We start from the raw sequence: 17,172 nt of genomic DNA, 5'->3' as shown, positions 1-17,172 counted from the left end.
GGACATTACCTACACTGTAAATAGGTCACAGATAATGAAATCTTTAGCACTGAAAATAAGTATGGCTGTACTCAGCATGATTCCACTTGTAGCCAAAGCTGAATTAATTGTACTGGCATCGCCTCAAAGTAATGATGCGTACTATGCAAAAATGATTGATGATATTTTTGATTTTCACGTCGATTATGCAAAAAAAATTATTAAAAACGGAGACAATGTCGTTGTTCTGACGGACAAAGGCCTCTACCCCGACTATGTCAAAGCCTTGGGCAAAAAGCATGTGGCCATCGCACCGATGCATGACATTTGGATGCGCGACTTCACCAGCGCTAATCCAGCTCAACCCGTCATGTTCCGCTACACGGCGGCAGGACAAGGTGGCGCTAAAAAAGGTCAGGCCATTTCAGATGAAGTACAAGACGAGTTTAAATACTACAGCCAAAAGGCTGGCTTACAGTTTACGCAAAGCAAACTATTGAATGATGGCGGAAACTGGGTGGAAGATGGTTATGGCAATGTCGTCCTTAGCACCAAATTTCTAGCGGATAACAAGCTCACCGAAAGCGAAGCGCGTAAAAAACTCATGGCTCTAACAGGTGCAAAGCAGATTGCGTTTATTGAAGCCGATGAACAAGGGGGCTTGGAACATGCCGATGGCGTAGTAAGCTTTGTCGACCAAAATACATTGGTGATTAACTCTTACCCTGAAGATCCCGACTATGCCAAGCAACTCAAAGCAGATTTAAAGCGCGGTATTCCCAATGTTAAAATTCGCGAAATCATCACCCCTTATGATGGCAGCGAAATCTACGATGAAAAATTTGGTTCTGCATGTGGTTTATACACCAACATGCTCGTCACGCCTGAACGGATTTACTTCCCGCAATTTGGGATTAAAGAAGATGCTGTCGCGTTAAAGCAAATTCGTAGTGTAACCAAACGGACTGTTGTTCCAGTACAGTCTTCTAATGTCTGTCATATGGGCGGTGGTGTGCGCTGTATGTCTTGGCAAGTGCGTGGGAAAAATGCGGAATTGTTTTTAAACTATTTAAATAAAATCAGTAAGTAGTGCAGTGCGGCTCCCCTATCAATACATGGGGGGGATGGGATATGGGAACAACATCCGCAAAAAGGCAGGTGGAAGAGACGTTCCTCCTGCCTTTTTCAATTTACTTCACTTTAATCTTACGAATCATTTTATACAACGTTGTAGGCGATAAACGAGACACCAGAACCCCCATTTTCTCCTTCCGTCCACCGACTACAATGTATTCTTCACCTTTAAGCAAAGCACTCACCACCGTTTGCGCAAAAATATCGGGTTCTAGACCATTTTCAATCGCTTCGTCTTGATGACCCTGTGGTTTACCCTCGCCATTTAAAGCATTAAACGAAACATTGGTTTTAACAAAGCCTGGGAAAATCACCGATACATCTACGCCCTCATTGGCCACTTCAGCACGCAGGCTATTTGCCCACATATGAATGGCAGCTTTGGCTGCTGAATAACTGGCACGGTACTGCGTCCCCAATAAGCCCGCAACACTCGAAACAAAAGCAATACGTCCAGATTTTTGTGCTAAAAATGTCGGTAGAACGGTTTTGGTTAAAAACACTTGTGAGAAATAATCCACTTCCATAATCGCGCGTTCAGTCTGCATGCTGGTGTCAGCAATCAAGGCACGTTGGCTTAAACCCGCATTATTAATTAACCAGTCAATCCGACCTTTTTTCTGTAACACTTGCTCATAGGCATGGCGAACTTGAGCTTCGTCGGTAATGTCCGCACAAATGGAAATGTGTTGATCCGGATTGAGCAGTCCGACACGAACTTTTTCAAGTTCGTCAAAACGTCTTGCCGTGAGTACGACCTCAGCCCCTTGTAAAGCACACTCTTTGGCTAGTGCTTCACCTAACCCTGAAGATGCCCCCGTAATCCACACCACTTTAGCGTCTAAACTGTTTAACTGTGCCATGTCCTTATTGCCTCATACCGAAGTTTTATTTGCAGATTGATCATTTAAAAAAGTCAGGAAATGATCGAAATATTGACTCATCATCTGCGCATCATAGATACGCCCTAATTTATCAAAACGTTTATAGCCCAACTGGGTCGTTAAGTTAATCACCCCATTTAGTGTTTTATCGACCACCAGATTAAATTTAAGCATTTTTTTGGGTTCACGGACCAGACTGGTCACCCCTTGATCGACAATTTGCGTAAATACCTTCAAAGCTGGAGCAACATAACTGTTATTGCCCTTTTCCATCTGTTCCGCACAACCCAAAAGTTCGATAACTAAGGTTTTTTCGACTGGGTAGCTTAAAAAATGCATGCTCTCGGTGTCATACATCATTTGCTCTAGATAATTCACCATTGGAATTAGACGGTCATTTGAAAAAAAAGATACGGACCACGGCATGTACTTGCGCATAGTGTCCACAATATGCTGAATAATTTTCTCAGACTCCCCATCGCCTGAGGTAGACAAGCGTGCAAGATCGCCAAAGACTTGATCAATCACTTCACATGAAATATCCGCTAAAACCTCACCCAGAGGTTTGGCAAGGCTTTGGCTTTCGCCGGCATTAAGCTGTTGATGAATGTGGGCAAAGCGTTGGTGAGTTTCAGGTTTTAATTTTAATGATATTTGATAAGTCATAGTGATCCCCCCTTTTTTTGATTTTTACTGCGAACAAAGCGCACTCTAGGTTTAGACACATCATAAAGCGCTCTGCATCATGTCGCAATTGCTAGATCAACGCATTTGCTTTACATGCCCCCATTTGCGATTTCTTTGCTACAATAGATGCAATTTTTTATCTACTTTTGAACTGTTTGAACTATGACTGATTCAGCGCAAAATATCGCTACAACTTACGATCCGACCGAGATCGAGAAAAAATGGTACCAAACTTGGGAAGAGCGTGGCTATTTCAAGCCCTCTGAAAAAGGTGAGTCATTTTGCATCATGATTCCGCCGCCAAATGTCACCGGTAGCTTGCACATGGGTCATGGTTTTAACAATGCCATTATGGATGCCTTAACACGCTACAACCGTATGTCAGGTAAAAACACCTTATGGCAACCGGGTACAGACCATGCGGGTATTGCAACGCAAATGGTGGTTGAGCGTCAGTTGGGTGCTCAAGGTGTCAGCCGTCATGACCTCGGCCGTGAAAAATTCATCGAAAAAATCTGGGAATGGAAAGAGCAATCGGGCGACACCATCACCCGTCAAATCCGTCGTTTAGGTTCTTCAGTAGACTGGTCACGTGAACGCTTTACCATGGATGAAGGTCTATCCAATGCCGTAAAAGAAGTGTTTGTTAAACTGCACGAAGACGGTTTGATTTACCGTGGCAAACGTTTGGTGAACTGGGATCCAAAACTGCAAACTGCGCTTTCTGACCTCGAAGTTGAGTCGGATAAAGAAGAAGCAGGTTCACTGTGGCACTTCAAATATTTCTTTGAAGATAAAAACCTACGTACCCATGATGGTAAAGACCACATTGTTGTCGCGACCACACGTCCTGAAACATTGCTCGGTGATACCGCTGTTGCTGTGGCACTGGATGATGAACGCTATACGCACCTTGTGGGTCAGAACATTATCCTGCCAATTACAGGTCGTGCTGTTCCAATCGTTAAAGATGAATATGTCGATAAAGAATTCGGTACAGGCTGTGTGAAAATCACTCCTGCACATGACTTTAACGACTATGAAGTCGGTAAGCGTTGTGAATTGCCTATCATCAATATCTTCAATAAAAATGCAGAAGTATTGGCTGAGTTTGAATACATCGCGAAAGCGGGCGAGCAAATTTCTAAAACCATCCCTGCTCCCGTGGACTATATTGGTTTAGAGCGTTTTGAAGCACGTAAAAAGCTGGTTGAACAAGCTGAAACTGAAGGTTGGTTAGACCAAATTCAACCGTACACATTGAAACCACCTCGTGGTGACCGTTCTGGCGTGATCGTTGAGCCATTATTGACGGATCAATGGTATGTAAAAATCGCACCATTGGCTCAACCTGCCATTGAAGCAGTTCAAGACGGTCGTATCAAGTTCGTGCCTGAACAGTACAGCAACATGTACATGGCGTGGATGAACAACATTCAAGACTGGTGTATCTCTCGTCAACTTTGGTGGGGTCACCGTATCCCAGCTTGGTACGATGCTGAAGGTAACATCTATGTGGGTCGTGACGAAGCTGAAGTCCGTGCCAAAAACAACATCCCTGCTGATGTTGCGCTTAGCCAAGATGAAGACGTACTGGACACATGGTTCTCTTCTGCGCTATGGACCTTCTCAACCCTTGGTTGGACTGGCGATGCCAAGAAAGATGCGGAAAACTATTTCCTCAATACTTTCCACCCAACGGATGTGTTAGTGACTGGTTTTGACATCATCTTCTTCTGGGTTGCTCGTATGATCATGTTTACGATGCACTTCATGAAGAATGAAGATGGTACGCCACAAGTACCGTTTAAAACGGTCTATGTGCATGGTTTAGTCCGTGATGGCGAAGGTCAAAAAATGTCGAAGTCTAAGGGCAATGTGCTTGATCCTTTAGACCTCATTGACGGTGTAGACCTTGAGACTTTGGTACAAAAACGTACTACAGGTCTGATGAACCCGAAACAAGCGGCGAAGATTGAAAAATCAACCCGTAAAGAGTTCCCAGAAGGCATTCAAGCCTATGGTACGGACGCGGTGCGTTTCACCTTCTGTGCGCTTGCCAACACAGGTCGTGACATTAAGTTCGATATGAAACGTGTTGAAGGTTACCGTAACTTTGCTAACAAAATCTGGAACGCAACCCGTTTCGTGATGATGAACTGTGAAGAGCAAGTGATTGGTAGTGAAGTTCGTCAAGACCTTTGGGAATTGCCTGAACAGTGGATCGTGAGCCGTCTGCAAAAAGCAGAAGCTGCGGTACAACAAGCTTTCGCGACTTATCGTTTAGACTTGGCTGCACAAGCGATTTACGAGTTCATTTGGAATGAATACTGTGACTGGTATGTCGAACTGACGAAACCTGTTCTGAACGATGAAAACGTATCGGTTGAGCGTAAAGCTGAAGTTCGTCGTGTACTTCTTGCAGTGATGGAAGCATCTTTACGTCTTGCACACCCAATCATGCCGTATTTGACTGAAGAAATTTGGCAAACACTTGCACCGAAACTTGGTATTTCTGGCGAAACCATCATGCTGGCGCAATACCCTGTTGCCAACCCTGAGCGTGTAAACGAACAGGCTGAAGCCGATATGCAATGGCTTCAAGGTTTGATTGGTGCAGTACGTAACATCCGTGGTGAGATGGGCTTAGGTAATGCGCGTTTATTACCAGTCTTGCTACAAAACACGACTGAAGCTGAGAAAGCACAGATCACACGTATTGAAGCATTGTTTAAAGCATTGGCAAAAGTAGAAAGCATTACGTTCTTGGCTGATGGCGAGCAACCGCCATTGTCTTCTTCATCTGTTGTAGGTCACGTGTCTGTATTCGTTCCAATGAAGGGCTTAATTGACCCGAAAGCGGAATTGGGTCGTTTGCAGAAAGACTTAGACAAAGTGCAAAAGCAGCATGACGTCATTGCAGGCAAACTTTCGAATGAAGGTTTTGTGGCGAAAGCACCTGCGGCTGTAGTTGAAGGTGAGAAAGTGAAACTGGCTGAGTTTGCTGACCAATTAGCGAAGATTAAAGCGAATATGGAGCAGATTGCAGCGCTTTAATTTAAAGATTGCAAATTGATTTCATAAAAGGGAAGCTTTATTAAGCTTCCCTTTTTAATACTGAGCTCACAATAATGACTTTAGTCCAACAACTAAAAAAACACTGCATAAATCAAAATTTAAGAGTGAACGAACCTGCAACACAATTAGAAATTGAACAATTTGAGAAAAAGCATGACGTTAAATTAACTAATATTCTAAAAGAGTACTTTTTAACTTTTAATGGTACAGGTGAAGGCAGTTTTTGTGATAAAGGCTTTTCATTCTTTGCTTTAAATGAAGTCAAACCTGTAATTGATATTGAAGGCATAGACTACTTCAAAGAACAAAACTGTTTTGTTTTTTCTGAATATTTGTTATGGATGGAAGGTTATGCTATTCAACTAGATACAGATGGAAATGATCTGGGAATTTATGAGATTTGTAATGATAAAAATAAGCTGTACGATAGTTTCGAAGATTTTATTAATGAAGTAATACAAGAAAATATTGACGTATACAGTCGATAAAAGTGTTATCAGATGCAGCCCCATTTGTATATTTTAAAATCAATGATAGGATAAAATTTGTGTAAAGAATCATGATTACTCAACACTTTATTTGAGAAGAAGAATGAGTGGCTATAATTTAGATCAAAAGTTAGTTATTGGTTTAGCATCAAGTGCTTTATTTAATTTAGAAGAGTCAGATGAAGTTTTCAGAACAAAAGGCGAACTCGCATATCGAGATTACCAAAGAGATCACGAAAATCAACCTTTAGAATCAGGCGTAGCATTTCCATTTATTCAGCGCCTTTTAAGTTTAAATGACCTTTTCCCACCAGAAAAACCATTTGTTGAAGTAATTTTACTTTCTAGAAATGACCCTGATACAGGGCTCAGAGTCATGAATTCTATTGAACATCATCAATTAAATATTAAACGTGCAATTTTTTTACAAGGTCGCACACCTCATAAATATATTAATACTCTTAATATTAGTTTATTCCTATCTGCTAATGAAATAGATGTTAACCAAGCTATTAATGCTGGTTATCCAGCAGGGCTAATCTTAAAAGGGCAAATATTTGATATTGCTCATGATGAAGAACTACGTATTGCCTTTGACTTTGATGGAGTCATTGCAGATGATTCTTCAGAACAAGTCTATAAAGAAAATGGGTTACCAGCTTTTATTGAAAATGAATCTAAATTAGCAGATCAACCTGCAAATGCTGGTCCACTACATAAACTTTTGCAACAGCTTTCTACTCTTCAAAAAGCAGAACTTAATTTTTTAAAAGATCATCCGACGTATGAAAGCCGCTTAAGGATTTCAATTGTTACTGCACGTAATGCACCAGCACATAAACGCGTAGTAACCAGCTTACGCGCTTGGGGAATCGATACTATTAATGAAGCATTTTTCTTAGGAGGCATTGAAAAAAGAAAAGTTCTAGAGATATTACAACCTCATATTTTCTTTGATGATCAAGTTACTCATGTCGAAAAAACTGCTAATAGTATCGCTTCAGTACATATTCCATTCGGGATCGCTAATAAAAAATTAGATTCTGATGAAAAATTAGCAGATGTAGAAATTATTAAAGATAATCAAATTACAGAAAAAAGTTAGTTTTCAACGTTCCTTCTCCCTCAGGGATGAGGAATATTATTCCGCATGGGGGTGAGGGAAAATTAAAGTACCCCATGCCCCAACAACATCTCTACCCCACTCATCTTTTTCATATGCTTTAACCGCTCTTTTTCCCACTTCAACTGCTGTTTTAACTCAGCAACATCCTTATCAATTACCTTATACATATCATTTATTTTGAGCTGCGTAGTGTTGATATGACTGCTCAAATGAAAAGACGCAAAAATCTCCTCTAACTGGCTTTGTAAATTCTGACTCTGTGCTTCCAAAGACAACTGATAAAACTTCACTTGTTCCGAGCTTAAAGCTTTTGAACTTAAGCCTTTATTGGTCTCTAACTGTAATTGAAGTTTGAGCAAATAAAATAAATCCTGCTCTGCATAAGCTTCATTGACCTTTTGCAAAAGTTCAGTCTTATCTAACTTCTTCGCTTCATCAGGCTCACGGTCAGGGTGAATCATCGCAGCAATTTTTAAATACACGGTTTTCAGAGACTGTTCTGCCATTTTGGCTGCTTGCTCACGTTTTTCTTGTTGTTTTAACTGCTTGGCACGTTCTAGCTCTGCTTCATACTGGGCAGAATCATATTCATAATTTTCCCAGTCTACATCTACGTTTTGTTCTACCGTTTCAGCAAGGTCCTGACTTTGTATTGAGTTCACTTTGGTTTTCTTCGCCCGTACATGCTCCGCATGCTGCATATAGAAAGTATCCACTTTCTCTACCTGTTCTTTCTGCGCGGAAGTCAGCATCTGAGATTTTTTTAGCATCTTGGCTAAAGCAGCTATTTTGGTGTCAATCTGCACCAAATCAGCTTTGCTAAAGGCATCACTGGCTAAGTGACTCCACAGGGTATCGAGCTGTACAAATAACACCGTATGTAACTCGCTATACACAGGTAAAAGCTTACTGCGTGTATAGTTTTGAATGTCGGCTTGCGCATTTTGCCATGCTGCCAGCTCTTGTTTTTGTTGTTCAATACGCTCAATCAAACGATTTAATTTTTTCTGCTGCGGGGAGCGCTCAACCTTAGGTAGTTGGCTCATTTTTATATCGTAAGACATCACAATAATGCACAGTAAAGCAGAAGATACTTCAGTGTAGCAGATCACTCCAATCTGCCACAGTCAAAGCCTAAATGTTAAAGTGCAACCACACGGTTACGCCCTTGCGCTTTAGCTTGGTACAAATGCTGGTCGGCACGGCGCAAGGCGGTCTGTGCATCGCTATCTGTGACCTGAACCACACTCACTCCAATACTAATACTGATGGGATGCTGATCCAAAATTGGGGCTTGTTCGACAGTTTGGCGTAGATTTTCAGCCAAAACTATTGCACCTTCAAGCGTGGTCGTGGGTAACAGCACCACAAACTCTTCACCACCATAACGAGCAACAAAGTCCGACTCACGGATGTTCGAGGACAACACCTGCGCCACTCCTTTTAAGACTCGATCACCCACCTCATGCCCATACTGATCATTCACTTTTTTAAAGTAATCTACATCCAACAACAGCACCGCATAGCCCACATGACTACGTGTAAACTGAGCGTATAAATAGTCCAGATAATCGGTCAATGCACGGCGGTTATATAGTCCTGTCAGTGCATCATGCCGTGCCAACTTTTCCAACTCTATATTGGCCGTTTTTAGTTCCTGTGTGCGCTCCTGAACCTTTTGTTCAAGCGTTGTATTGGCATCCATTAGCTGATGTTTTTGGGTCAACAGTGTGTCGGTCATACGATTTAATGACTGTGACAAGCCTTTGATTTCTCGAATACTGGTATTCGCCTCAAAGTAAACATCTTCACGTCCCTGCTCGACTGCATGCGCACTTTTTGCCAAGTTTTCAATTGGACGGCTAAAACGATTCGCTAAGTGATAAGTCACAAAAAGTAGCAGTAATGAAATCACAAAACCAATAGCTAAGATTTGATGTTGCAGTGACCGAACTTCTACCAAGGCTATCGAAACTGGCTGGCGAATCATGACATGCCAACCCAAGTTCATCTGTGTCTGTGAAAACACAGGAACATCCGTGGTGAGGTAGTTTTGTCCCTCTCCCCAGTCATGCACAAAGTAATTGCCATGTTGTTTACTAAAACTCGGAGGGTTCACCTGACCAATACTTTTAAACGGATATAGAATTTCACCCGCTTGGTTCACAATGAACACTTCAATCCCACGTTGTGCAGCATTTTCAGATAGCGAGCTTTTCAGCACATGGCTTGCGCAGCTCCAGTCTGCATGCGCAGCCAAAACGCCTTTTATTTTATGCGTCGTAGGGTCATAAATGGGAGTCGCAAAATCAATAAAACGCATCGGTTCATTTGGATTAATGGCCTTGATTTTTTTGGCGAGCAAAACAGCCTTGTGTACATCGCCCAAATATACTCGCTTGGAGCCATGAATAAACCAATCCCGCTCAGATACATCTGCACCTTGCAATAAATGGTTTGCCGCAACTTCGACTTTACCTTCGGGGTTAGCAATCCCAAGCCATGCATAATATTGATATGATTTTTTAACTTGGTCGAGTTGCTGTTGAAGACGTGGATTATTAAAGTCTGTCTCTGCAATAAACGGTGATTGACTCAAAAGCACCATTTCCCGTTCGCGTTCTGTCAACGAATTTGCCAAAGTATTACTGATACTCTTCGCAGCAATATATAAGGTTTGACCGCTGGATTTACTCATTTGAGCCGAAGCAGTTTTACCGATATATAAGGTAATACAAAGCCCCAAAGTAAATGCCAATCCAGCAAATAACACCATCAATCGATTACGAAATGAATCCATTTTTAGCATTTACCCCACTGCTCCTCAGTTTCAAGTGTTTCAGTCAACAACAAAACCTGCGCGATATTTCGTCTCTTTCTCTGTGCTAAAGCGATGTTTTAGCAATACTTTGATATTGCTATCCATGTGAGCTTTTGAATCTTACCAATAGTTTTCGACCGCGATATTTCCTTCACCACGGCGGTTCATGGTCAAACCACGTGCTTTTAGGGCTTCTTTGGTGTCTTCGACCATTTGCGGGTTACCACACAGCATCACATGACTGGTTTCAGGGTTCAGGCTCAAACCGACTGCTTTTTCCAAGTCACCATTTTCAATCAGTACCGGTAAGCGGTCATGTAGTGGCGCATGCGGATCACGGGTAATAATCGGCACAAATTTAAAGCCTGTATGGCCTTCACCAAAGGTCTCTGCAATTTCTTGGATACGTGTTGCATAGGCCAGCTCAGACGCTGTACGTACACTATAAACCAGTGTAATGCTCTCGTACTTCGACCACGTCTCAAAGTCTTGTAACATCGAGATAAAAGGTGCCAGCCCTGTTCCTGTGCCCAGTAACCATAAGTCTTTTGGTAGTGGCAATTGATAACGCGCCAAGGTCAAAAAGCCGTACGGGATCTTTTCGAGGTAGATGTCATCATCGACTTTTAAGTGTTGTAAATTCGAGGTAAATGCACCTTCAGGCACCACAATCGAGAAAAACTCTAAAGTTTCATCAAAGGGAGAGGACACCACCGAATACGCTCGAACCACCAATTCATCCCCCACTTTGATGCCAATACGGGCAAATTGTCCTGCAGTAAACTTAAAGTGTGCAGGTCGCGTCATGGTGAAGCTAAAAAGTGTATTGGTCCAACGGTGTACGGATAAAACCTTTTCTAGGCTAAATTTTTCAATTGACATGATTTCAGCGTGGCATCAAAGACGTTGCTCATGTTAGCATGACCACATAATTTGTTAATATTTTTTAAATGTTAAGGCTATATTCATGCGCATGACTTTACGCCAGTTGGCGGTTTTTGTAGCAGTTGCTCAAGAAGGCACAGTAACCAAAGCCAGTGATGCGGTTCGACTCACCCAGAGTGCTGCGAGTATGGCTTTAGCAGATCTAGAAGACGGTTTGGGGGCTCCTCTGTTTGACCGTCTAGGTAAGCGTCTTCAGCTCAACGATCTGGGGCGTTTCCTGCTGCCACAAGCTTTAGAAATTTTGGGTCGCTGTGATGCTTTCGAGCAAGCCGCTAAAGGTGAGTTACAAAGCATTGATTTGCGTTTGGGTGCAACCCTGACCATCAGTGACTACCTCATGCCTGACCTGATGGCTGACTTCTTACAAATTCAGCCTCAGGCCCATTTACAACTGCAAGTTGGTAACACTCGTCAAATGATTGAGGCGGTAAATCAGTTCCAACTAGATTTGGCCTTGATTGAAGGCTCTTGTCACTTGCCACAACTGCAATGTATTCACTGGCGGGACGATGAATTGGCCGTCTGCTGTGCACCAGATCATCCTTTGGCGCAGTTAAATCGCACATTAACACCTGAAGACTTTAAATCGGTCGAGTGGATCTTGCGCGAAGAAGGTTCAGGTACGCGTGAAGTGTTTGATAATGCTATTTTAAAAGACTTGCCTGATGCCAATATCCGTCTGACCTTGGGTCATAATGAAGCGATTTTAAAAATCGTGGCGGGTGGTTTAGGGATGTCATGCATTTCAAAGCTGGCCACTGAACCTTTGCGCGAAAAAGGCCAGTTGGTGGTGCTTGATACGCCGTTTTGGTCTCTAACGCGCCCACTGTTCATGTTGGTGCATCGTCAGAAGTACCAAGGGCCAGGACTCAAAGCCTTTATGAAATTCTGCGAAAAATAAGTAAGCAAAAAGCACCCAAGGGTGCTTTTTTTATTTCCCAAATTGGCGCTCACAAGGCTCCCCATCATTGTTTCCATCCATTTGGGTATTTGGACAGTTCCTTAAAAAATAAAGCGCTTCCTCATAGGAACGCATTTGGGAGCAATGGGTTCGCCCATCGCATTTAAACTGCCCTGTGCTGACAGGTAAACGGCCATTTTGTTTATCAATACTTTCCGTTACGCGTTCAGAACGGGGTTGATTGGTCTGGTGTAGACCTGCATCTAAATTACGCTTCCCTTGCTCAGAAAGGATTTGATCGGGTAACTTTCCTAGAGCTTTACGCTGTTCTTCTACAATCTGTTGCTGCTCGAGCATCAACTGTTCAGCTTTACGCTGTTTTTCTGCACTATAACTTTGATATTTCCCATAGGTCAAAAAGCCCAATACTACAACGATGATGATCCCAATCACGGTGATGATGGTACTTTTATGCCCTGCCTCATGGTAACGTGGTGAGGCTTGGGTACGTGTTTTTTTCTTATTTGATGATGTCGTGGCTTTGCTTTCTGAGGACAGACCGAGCCGCTGGATATTGCCAGCCTTAAACTTACCTTGGTCTTCTACAATCATAAACTGAAGTGCTTCACCAATCTTGGGTTCAATGTTGTTCTGTGGCAAATCTTTGATATGAAAAAATACATCATCAATATCCCCTTCCACTTCAATGAAACCAAAACCACGTGGGGTACTAAAGCTTTTGATTTTTCCTTTCAGAAACATAATCTGCTCTATTCAACTGTATTTTTCGTATTATAATCAATAATAAAGAGGCTAAAAAGCCTCTTTGCTTCAAAATGCAAAGATTAATCTTTGCACGATTGAACTCTGAATCAACGCTGACTTAGCGTCTAAAATTAGACAATAAGTCTGTGGTAATCGATTTATTATGACTTGAGACTTTCGATTTCTTGGCTTTGGCAGAGTTGTCTTCAACCCGCTCAATTTTAATTGCTTTATAGCGATCGCCATTTTCAACCACATTAAACTTCACGCGTTCATTGCGTTTCGGCTCACCTGAGTCTGCAGGGAAATCCGAGATATGAAAAAATACGTCGCCTTCAGGTGAGGAAATAAAGCCAAAACCTTTGTCAGCGTTATATTGCTTAACTTTTCCTTGATATTGCTCGGCTTTCATAAACAGATCCTAATATGTACACGCTTTGTTGTAGTATATAAAAAAGAGGCTATAAAAGCCTCTTTTTGCTGGGGCTCAATCTTAATCTTTTTGAACTGAACCAAAGATTTTATCGCCCGCATCGCCTAGACCCGGCACGATATAACCATTGGCATTTAAGCCTTGGTCAATTGAAGCCGTGAAAATAGTGACATCTGGGTGCGCATCCAAAACACGTTTAATACCTTCAGGCGCCGCAACCAACACCATCACACGAATGTCTTTACAGCCACTTGCTTTCAATACATCAATCGCAGCAACCAATGAAGAACCCGTTGCAAGCATTGGGTCGATGATCATCGCTAAACGGTTTTGTACATCTGGAACTAATTTTTTGTAATAAGTACGTGCTTCAAGTGTTTCTTCATCACGCTCTAAACCCAGCACAGACACTTTAGCACTTGGAATCAGGTTTAAAAAACCATCCAACATACCAATACCCGCACGTAAAATTGGCACAACCGTGATTTTTTTACCCACAATGCGATCTACCGTTACTTTACCATTCCAACCATCAATTTCATGGTCGCAAACAGGTAAATCTTTGGTCGCTTCATAGGTCAACAGCATAGTCACTTCTTGAGCCAGCTCACGGAAGTTTTTGGTGCTGATATCAGCACGACGAAGAAGACCAAGCTTATGACGAATCAGTGGATGACGAATTTCATGGATAGCCACGGGAGAGCACCTAAAAGGTAAAATAAAATTCCTTACATTATAAAGCTTTTTATCGTGCGATAAAAACAAAAAAGCCCCCAATTGATGGAGGCTTTTTTGTTAAAACGAAACGTTTTTAAAAATTAGTGCTGTTGAGAAAGCATAAAGTGGATTGGAGAGAGAATCTCTGACTGGAGTGCTAACTTGATAATTGGATCTGGATAGATACCAATCACAAGCACTGCTGCCGCAGCTAAAAGCACCATAATACCACCCACTTTTTGACCCCAATGATCCACAGCGTCTACACGAGGTGCATCTGGTGGTGTCATGTACATAACAACCATCACACGGAGGTAGTAGTACAGACCAATACCAGAACCAACGATGATCATCGCAGCAAGGAACCAATGTTGAGTCGTTACCGCAGCCATGACCACAAGGAACTTACCAATGAAGCCCGCTGTCAAAGGAATACCTGCAAGCGATAGCATCATCACGGTTAATACGGCAGTCAACACTGGACGACGCCAGAATAGACCGCGGTAGTCCGCTAAACTTTCTGCTTCGTCTACGTTGTTGTATGGGCTAGACATCAATGCAACCGCACCGAACGCACCAATCGTAGTTAACACATAAGTGATCACATAGACCGATACGTTACCAAGGCTTGCATAAGTCATGCTGATTAAACCAATCAACAAGTAACCAAAGTGCGCAATTGAAGAGTATGCCAAGATACGTTTCAAGTTCACTTGTTTCACTGCAAGGAAGTTACCCACCAAGATCGATAACACCGCAATCACGGTTAAGATCGTCACGATTGAGTCAACAAGGATCGCACCTGAAGTAAGGATGTAACGTACAAACAGACCAATCGTCGCTACTTTTGCAGCTGTAGCAAGGAATGTTGCGATCGGCGTTGGGGCACCTGCATAAACGTCTGGCGTCCATTTGTGGAACGGCGCTAAAGATAGTTTGAATGCCACAGCAAAAACAATCAGACCTAAACCTAAAAGTACCATTGGCTGTTGGATATTTTGCATTAACGCTTGAACATTGTCATAGAACGACATTGAACCTGTGTATGCGTAGATGTAAGCCATACCCATCAACAACATTGCCGAAGCTGTTGCTGAAAGCACCAAGTACTTCACCCCCGCTTCTAAAGACTTAGAGCGTTGGTGTGTATATGCCAATAAGCCATATACAGGAATCGACATCAACTCAAGGCTAATGAAGAACGATGCATAGTGAGAACTTGCCACCATTAACATTGCACCAGTCACAGATGACAACATTAAGATATACAATTCTTCACGATTATCTTTATAGCTTTCAATATAAGCATGCGACAGAGTACAGCATGCCAAAGCAGCAATTAGAATAATTACTTGGTACAGCAAGGTGAACGCATCCACCATGAACATACCCATCACGTTCGCTGGTTTGAAAGCACCACCGAACATTGTGAATAGTACATATGCTGCTGCAAGGTTTAAGCCCACCACTGATGCTGTCGCAATTAAGTTATGGTTACGCTTAATTGCAGTAAGAATCATCACGACAATCGTTGTTAAAGCAACGATCATCACAGGAGCTAAAGGCATAAGCTCAGAAAATGACATTGTGAAGTTCATGACTTATTGCATCTCCACATTTTCGAGTTGAACAGTTGCTTGACTCGCAACGTCAACTACTTCTTGTACAGGAATGTAGCTGTTCGCTAACCACGCCATGCTTGAATTTGAAATATCAAGGAAGCTTTGTGGGTACAGACCAAGCCATAACAGACCGAAAGCACAGATTAACAAGATCACTACTTCACGCGCATTTAAATCTTTCAATGGGTTGTTGTAGTGCTGCTGTTGTTCTTCGTTTGGCGTACCAAACAACGCTTTGTGGATCAGAATCAAGCCATAAAGACCTGCAAATACTAAGCTTACTGCTGCAAGAATAGTAAACACTGGGAATTTTGCATAAGAACCCATCAAGATCAGGAACTCACCAATGAAGTTACCTAGACCCGGAATACCTACAAGCGCCGCCACGAAGAACATGAGGAAGAATGCAAGATATGGGAACTGACCACGCATACCGCCCATCAAACGCATATCACGAGTATGCACACGCTCGTATACTTGACCACACATAATGAACAATGCAGCAGATGATAGGCCATGTGCCAACATCATGATCATCAACCCTTGGAAGGTTAAGATGTTACCTGCGTAAATCGCAAGTAAAACAAAGCCCATGTGTGAAATTGACGTGTACGCAAGTAAACGTTTCATATCGGTTTGCTGGAAAGCACACCAAGCACCGTAGAAGATACCGATTAAACCGAAAATGATCGCGATGTCTGCAAACTGTGCAGAAGCCGCTGGGAAGAATGGAATCACAAAACGTAGTAAACCATATGCAGCGGTCTTAATTAAGATACCTGCAAGGTCAACCGAACCTGCTGTAGGTGCTTGCGCATGCGCATCTGGTAACCAGCCATGTAATGGGAAAACTGGAAGTTTTACCGCAAAACCGACGAATAAACACAGCATGAATGCAAAAGCAACAGCAGGTAATTCTTTGTCTAAAGTATTGGCTACAGCTAATAAATAGTTGTAATCAAAACCGATTGCACCCGTAATCATGTAACCATAAACCACAAGGCCTAGGATACCGATGAGCATGATAAGACCCGCTACTTGTGTGTAGAGGAAGAATTTGGTTGCAGCATAAACACGTGACTTACCTTCTGCCCCTTTATGACCCCAAAGTGCGATCAAGAAGTAGATAGGTACAAGCATCATCTCCCAGAAGAAGAAAAACAAGAACATGTCAATCGCTAAGAATACACCGATCACACCACCCAAAGACCATAAAAGATTTAAGTGGAAGAAACCAACATTCTTTTGAATTTCACCCCAAGAACAGCCGACAGCCAACACACCTAAAAGTGCAGTTAAGCCCACCATTAATAGAGATAGACCATCCACCGCTAAGTGGATGTTAATGCCTAAAGTCTGAATCCATGGCAACATGAATTCAGCAGACCACGATGGCACTTTCGCGCCAAGTTCGTAGTTAAATGTACCTGTCTGCCATAGCGCAACAGTTAAGCCCAAAGTAATGAGCATACCCACTAACGCGATATAACGCGGCAGTTTGTCGTCGAGTTTGTCGACTAACCAACAAATAAAACCAGCAATGAACGGAACTAAGATCAGCGCGGGTAGAATCCAGTTGTTTGTGATTTCCA

The 17,172-nt window shown here is 42.4% G+C and carries 15 protein-coding genes; 5 read left to right on the top strand and 10 right to left on the bottom strand.

Annotated features, from left to right (window positions below):
* The first annotated feature begins 34 nt into the window (after positions 1–34).
* Complete coding sequence (locus JZ787_RS04420) at positions 35–1,069, top strand: agmatine deiminase family protein (protein WP_346311772.1); 1,035 nt, start codon at positions 35–37, stop codon at positions 1,067–1,069.
* 100 nt (positions 1,070–1,169) lie between these two features.
* On the opposite strand, the gene JZ787_RS04415 is transcribed toward JZ787_RS04420, so the two are convergent.
* Both JZ787_RS04415 and JZ787_RS04410 read right to left on the bottom strand, forming a co-directional pair.
* Positions 1,170–1,976, bottom strand: coding sequence for an SDR family NAD(P)-dependent oxidoreductase (locus JZ787_RS04415; protein WP_346311771.1), 807 nt, complete (start codon positions 1,974–1,976; stop codon positions 1,170–1,172).
* Positions 1,977–1,988: 12 nt separating this feature from the next.
* Positions 1,989–2,663, bottom strand: coding sequence for a hypothetical protein (locus JZ787_RS04410; protein ID WP_346311770.1), 675 nt, complete (start codon positions 2,661–2,663; stop codon positions 1,989–1,991).
* A gap of 183 nt (positions 2,664–2,846) precedes the next feature.
* Here JZ787_RS04410 and JZ787_RS04405 point away from each other — a divergent pair, with 183 nt between their 5' ends.
* From JZ787_RS04405 to JZ787_RS04395, 3 genes are all read left to right on the top strand, one after another.
* A complete protein-coding gene (locus tag JZ787_RS04405) occupies positions 2,847–5,741 on the top strand; it encodes a valine--tRNA ligase (protein ID WP_346311769.1) in 2,895 nt (964 codons plus the stop codon).
* A gap of 74 nt (positions 5,742–5,815) precedes the next feature.
* Entirely contained in the window at positions 5,816–6,250 is a 435-nt protein-coding gene (locus JZ787_RS04400; RefSeq protein ID WP_346311768.1) for an SMI1/KNR4 family protein, read from the top strand.
* A 103-nt stretch (positions 6,251–6,353) separates the two neighbouring features.
* The gene (locus tag JZ787_RS04395) at positions 6,354–7,355 is read left to right on the top strand and encodes a 5'-nucleotidase (protein ID WP_346311767.1); all 1,002 of its coding nucleotides are present in this window, start codon (positions 6,354–6,356) and stop codon (positions 7,353–7,355) included.
* 62 nt (positions 7,356–7,417) lie between these two features.
* Here JZ787_RS04395 and JZ787_RS04390 read toward each other — a convergent pair whose 3' ends face one another.
* The 3 genes from JZ787_RS04390 to JZ787_RS04380 all read right to left on the bottom strand — a co-directional run bounded on the left by JZ787_RS04390 (position 7,418) and on the right by JZ787_RS04380 (position 11,079).
* Positions 7,418–8,440, bottom strand: a complete 1,023-nt coding sequence (locus JZ787_RS04390; protein ID WP_346311766.1) for a molecular chaperone DnaJ — start codon at positions 8,438–8,440, stop codon at positions 7,418–7,420.
* Between the two features lie 77 nt (positions 8,441–8,517).
* The gene (locus JZ787_RS04385; RefSeq protein ID WP_346311765.1) at positions 8,518–10,185 is read right to left on the bottom strand and encodes a diguanylate cyclase; all 1,668 of its coding nucleotides are present in this window, start codon (positions 10,183–10,185) and stop codon (positions 8,518–8,520) included.
* A 132-nt stretch (positions 10,186–10,317) separates the two neighbouring features.
* Positions 10,318–11,079 carry a ferredoxin--NADP reductase gene (locus tag JZ787_RS04380; protein ID WP_010327350.1) on the bottom strand — a complete coding sequence of 254 codons (762 nt, stop codon included), beginning with the start codon at positions 11,077–11,079 and terminating at the stop codon, positions 10,318–10,320.
* A gap of 85 nt (positions 11,080–11,164) precedes the next feature.
* On the opposite strand from JZ787_RS04380, the gene gigC reads away from it, so the two are divergent.
* Positions 11,165–12,043, top strand: a complete 879-nt coding sequence (gene gigC / locus JZ787_RS04375) for a LysR family transcriptional regulator GigC (protein WP_010327351.1) — start codon at positions 11,165–11,167, stop codon at positions 12,041–12,043.
* Positions 12,044–12,073: 30 nt separating this feature from the next.
* Here the strand turns inward: gigC and JZ787_RS04370 are convergent, their stop codons facing one another.
* From JZ787_RS04370 to nuoM, 5 genes are all read right to left on the bottom strand, one after another.
* Complete coding sequence (locus JZ787_RS04370; RefSeq protein ID WP_346311764.1) at positions 12,074–12,805, bottom strand: cold shock domain-containing protein; 732 nt, start codon at positions 12,803–12,805, stop codon at positions 12,074–12,076.
* A gap of 121 nt (positions 12,806–12,926) precedes the next feature.
* A complete protein-coding gene (locus JZ787_RS04365) occupies positions 12,927–13,220 on the bottom strand; it encodes a cold shock domain-containing protein (RefSeq protein ID WP_005400349.1) in 294 nt (97 codons plus the stop codon).
* Between the two features lie 81 nt (positions 13,221–13,301).
* Entirely contained in the window at positions 13,302–13,937 is a 636-nt protein-coding gene (gene upp, locus JZ787_RS04360) for a uracil phosphoribosyltransferase (RefSeq protein WP_058870138.1), read from the bottom strand.
* A gap of 122 nt (positions 13,938–14,059) precedes the next feature.
* Positions 14,060–15,556 carry an NADH-quinone oxidoreductase subunit NuoN gene (nuoN, locus tag JZ787_RS04355; protein ID WP_005400347.1) on the bottom strand — a complete coding sequence of 499 codons (1,497 nt, stop codon included), beginning with the start codon at positions 15,554–15,556 and terminating at the stop codon, positions 14,060–14,062.
* Between the two features lie 3 nt (positions 15,557–15,559).
* Positions 15,560–17,167 carry an NADH-quinone oxidoreductase subunit M gene (gene nuoM, locus JZ787_RS04350; RefSeq protein WP_346311908.1) on the bottom strand — a complete coding sequence of 536 codons (1,608 nt, stop codon included), beginning with the start codon at positions 17,165–17,167 and terminating at the stop codon, positions 15,560–15,562.
* Positions 17,168–17,172 lie beyond the last annotated feature (5 nt).

The sequence above is a fragment of the Acinetobacter sp. BWR-L5 genome (genome assembly GCF_039655985.1).
GTDB lineage: Bacteria > Pseudomonadota > Gammaproteobacteria > Pseudomonadales > Moraxellaceae > Acinetobacter > Acinetobacter johnsonii.
This window is presented reverse-complemented; position numbering and strand designations above follow the sequence as displayed.

Coding starts and splice junctions, on each gene's coding strand:
- JZ787_RS04365 (WP_005400349.1), bottom strand. CDS start 13,220: ATGAAAGCCGAGCAATATCAAGGAAAAGTTAAGCAATATAACGCTGAC.
- JZ787_RS04370 (WP_346311764.1), bottom strand. CDS start 12,805: ATGTTTCTGAAAGGAAAAATCAAAAGCTTTAGTACCCCACGTGGTTTT.
- nuoN (WP_005400347.1), bottom strand. CDS start 15,556: ATGAACTTCACAATGTCATTTTCTGAGCTTATGCCTTTAGCTCCTGTG.
- JZ787_RS04415 (WP_346311771.1), bottom strand. CDS start 1,976: ATGGCACAGTTAAACAGTTTAGACGCTAAAGTGGTGTGGATTACGGGG.
- JZ787_RS04395 (WP_346311767.1), top strand. CDS start 6,354: ATGAGTGGCTATAATTTAGATCAAAAGTTAGTTATTGGTTTAGCATCA.
- JZ787_RS04405 (WP_346311769.1), top strand. CDS start 2,847: ATGACTGATTCAGCGCAAAATATCGCTACAACTTACGATCCGACCGAG.
- gigC (WP_010327351.1), top strand. CDS start 11,165: ATGCGCATGACTTTACGCCAGTTGGCGGTTTTTGTAGCAGTTGCTCAA.
- JZ787_RS04420 (WP_346311772.1), top strand. CDS start 35: ATGAAATCTTTAGCACTGAAAATAAGTATGGCTGTACTCAGCATGATT.
- JZ787_RS04380 (WP_010327350.1), bottom strand. CDS start 11,079: ATGTCAATTGAAAAATTTAGCCTAGAAAAGGTTTTATCCGTACACCGT.
- JZ787_RS04385 (WP_346311765.1), bottom strand. CDS start 10,185: ATGCTAAAAATGGATTCATTTCGTAATCGATTGATGGTGTTATTTGCT.
- JZ787_RS04410 (WP_346311770.1), bottom strand. CDS start 2,663: ATGACTTATCAAATATCATTAAAATTAAAACCTGAAACTCACCAACGC.
- JZ787_RS04390 (WP_346311766.1), bottom strand. CDS start 8,440: ATGTCTTACGATATAAAAATGAGCCAACTACCTAAGGTTGAGCGCTCC.
- JZ787_RS04400 (WP_346311768.1), top strand. CDS start 5,816: ATGACTTTAGTCCAACAACTAAAAAAACACTGCATAAATCAAAATTTA.